The sequence below is a fragment of the Delftia sp. WSY_7 genome (genome assembly GCF_043104845.1).
Taxonomy (GTDB): domain Bacteria; phylum Pseudomonadota; class Gammaproteobacteria; order Burkholderiales; family Burkholderiaceae_C; genus Comamonas; species Comamonas tsuruhatensis.
In genome coordinates, this window is record NZ_JBICLB010000030.1 from 2,501 (window position 1) to 4,927 (window position 2,427).

A 2,427-nucleotide genomic window follows, 5' to 3' on the forward strand; every position below is an offset into this window, starting at 1 on the left:
AGTAGGAGCCCGCAAGGGTGACTGCGTACCTTTTGTATAATGGGTCAGCGACTTACATTCAGTGGCAAGGTTAACCGAATAGGGGAGCCGTAGAGAAATCGAGTCCGAATAGGGCGTCCAGTCGCTGGGTGTAGACCCGAAACCAAGTGATCTATCCATGGCCAGGATGAAGGTGCCGTAACAGGTACTGGAGGTCCGAACCGACTAGTGTTGCAAAACTAGCGGATGAGCTGTGGATAGGGGTGAAAGGCTAAACAAACTTGGAAATAGCTGGTTCTCTCCGAAAACTATTTAGGTAGTGCCTCAAGTATTACCTGCGGGGGTAGAGCACTGTTTAGGCTAGGGGGTCATGGCGACTTACCAAACCTATGCAAACTCCGAATACCGCAGAGTACAGCTTGGGAGACAGAGCACCGGGTGCTAACGTCCGGACTCAAGAGGGAAACAACCCAGACCGCCAGCTAAGGTCCCTAAAATTGGCTAAGTGGGAAACGAAGTGGGAAGGCTAAAACAGTCAGGATGTTGGCTTAGAAGCAGCCATCATTTAAAGAAAGCGTAATAGCTCACTGATCGAGTCGTCCTGCGCGGAAGATGTAACGGGGCTAAGCCAGTTACCGAAGCTGCGGATTTGCAATTTATTGCAAGTGGTAGGAGAGCGTTCTGTAAGCCTGTGAAGGTGCCTGGTAACGGGTGCTGGAGGTATCAGAAGTGCGAATGCTGACATGAGTAGCGTTAAAGGGGGTGAAAAGCCCCCTCGCCGTAAGCGCAAGGTTTCCTACGCAACGTTCATCGGCGTAGGGTGAGTCGGCCCCTAAGGCGAGGCAGAGATGCGTAGCTGATGGGAAACAGGTCAATATTCCTGTACCGATGTGTAGTGCGATGTGGGGACGGAGAAGGTTAGCTCAGCCAACTGTTGGATATGTTGGTTCAAGCCTGTAGTCGTGCCTGGTAGGCAAATCCGCCGGGCTTAGATGAGGGGTGATAACGAGTCTGCTTGCAGACGAAGTGAGTGATACCCTGCTTCCAGGAAAAGCCACTAAGCTTCAGCTACACACGACCGTACCGCAAACCGACACTGGTGCGCGAGATGAGTATTCTAAGGCGCTTGAGAGAACTCTGGAGAAGGAACTCGGCAAATTGATACCGTAACTTCGGGAGAAGGTATGCCGCAAGTAGGTGAACTTGAACAAAGGGAGCCCAAAGCGGTTGCAAAAAATCGGTGGCTGCGACTGTTTAATAAAAACACAGCACTCTGCAAACACGAAAGTGGACGTATAGGGTGTGACGCCTGCCCGGTGCTGGAAGATTAAATGATGGGGTGCAAGCTCTTGATTGAAGTCCCAGTAAACGGCGGCCGTAACTATAACGGTCCTAAGGTAGCGAAATTCCTTGTCGGGTAAGTTCCGACCTGCACGAATGGCGTAACGATGGCCACACTGTCTCCTCCAGAGACTCAGCGAAGTTGAAATGTTTGTGATGATGCAATCTCCCCGCGGAAAGACGGAAAGACCCCATGAACCTTTACTGTAGCTTTGTATTGGATTTTGAACGGATCTGTGTAGGATAGGTGGGAGGCTTTGAAGTGAGGACGCTAGTTCTCATGGAGCCGACGTTGAAATACCACCCTGGTGCGTTTGAGGTTCTAACCCAGGTCCCTTATCGGGATCGGGGACAGTGCATGGTAGGCAGTTTGACTGGGGCGGTCTCCTCCCAAAGCGTAACGGAGGAGTTCGAAGGTACGCTAGTTACGGTCGGACATCGTGACGATAGTGCAATGGCATAAGCGTGCTTAACTGCGAGACTGACAAGTCGAGCAGATGCGAAAGCAGGACATAGTGATCCGGTGGTTCTGTATGGAAGGGCCATCGCTCAACGGATAAAAGGTACTCTGGGGATAACAGGCTGATACCGCCCAAGAGTTCATATCGACGGCGGTGTTTGGCACCTCGATGTCGGCTCATCTCATCCTGGGGCTGTAGTCGGTCCCAAGGGTATGGCTGTTCGCCATTTAAAGAGGTACGTGAGCTGGGTTTAAAACGTCGTGAGACAGTTTGGTCCCTATCTTCCGTGGGCGCTGCAGATTTGAGGAAGCCTGCTCCTAGTACGAGAGGACCGGAGTGGACACACCTCTGGTGTATCGGTTGTCACGCCAGTGGCATTGCCGAGTAGCTAAGTGTGGAAGAGATAACCGCTGAAAGCATCTAAGCGGGAAACTCGTTTCAAGATGAGATCTGCCGGGGCCTTGAGCCCCCTGAAGAGTCGTTCAAGACCAGGACGTTGATAGGCTGGGTGTGGAAGCGCAGTAATGCGTTAAGCTAACCAGTACTAATTGCTCGTGAGGCTTGACCCTATAACTTTGATGACGTGATCATCAAGGTGGTTATGCCAAGTAAGGCGCAGTCAAAATACAAAGCTGATTACAGACTC

General features: G+C 51.6%; 1 rRNA gene (running past one end of the window). It reads left to right on the forward strand.

Annotated features, from left to right (window positions below):
• A 23S ribosomal RNA gene (locus ACF8ME_RS11905) occupies positions 1-2,350 on the forward strand (it extends 526 nt beyond the left edge of the window).
• Positions 2,351-2,427: the final 77 nt, after the last annotated feature.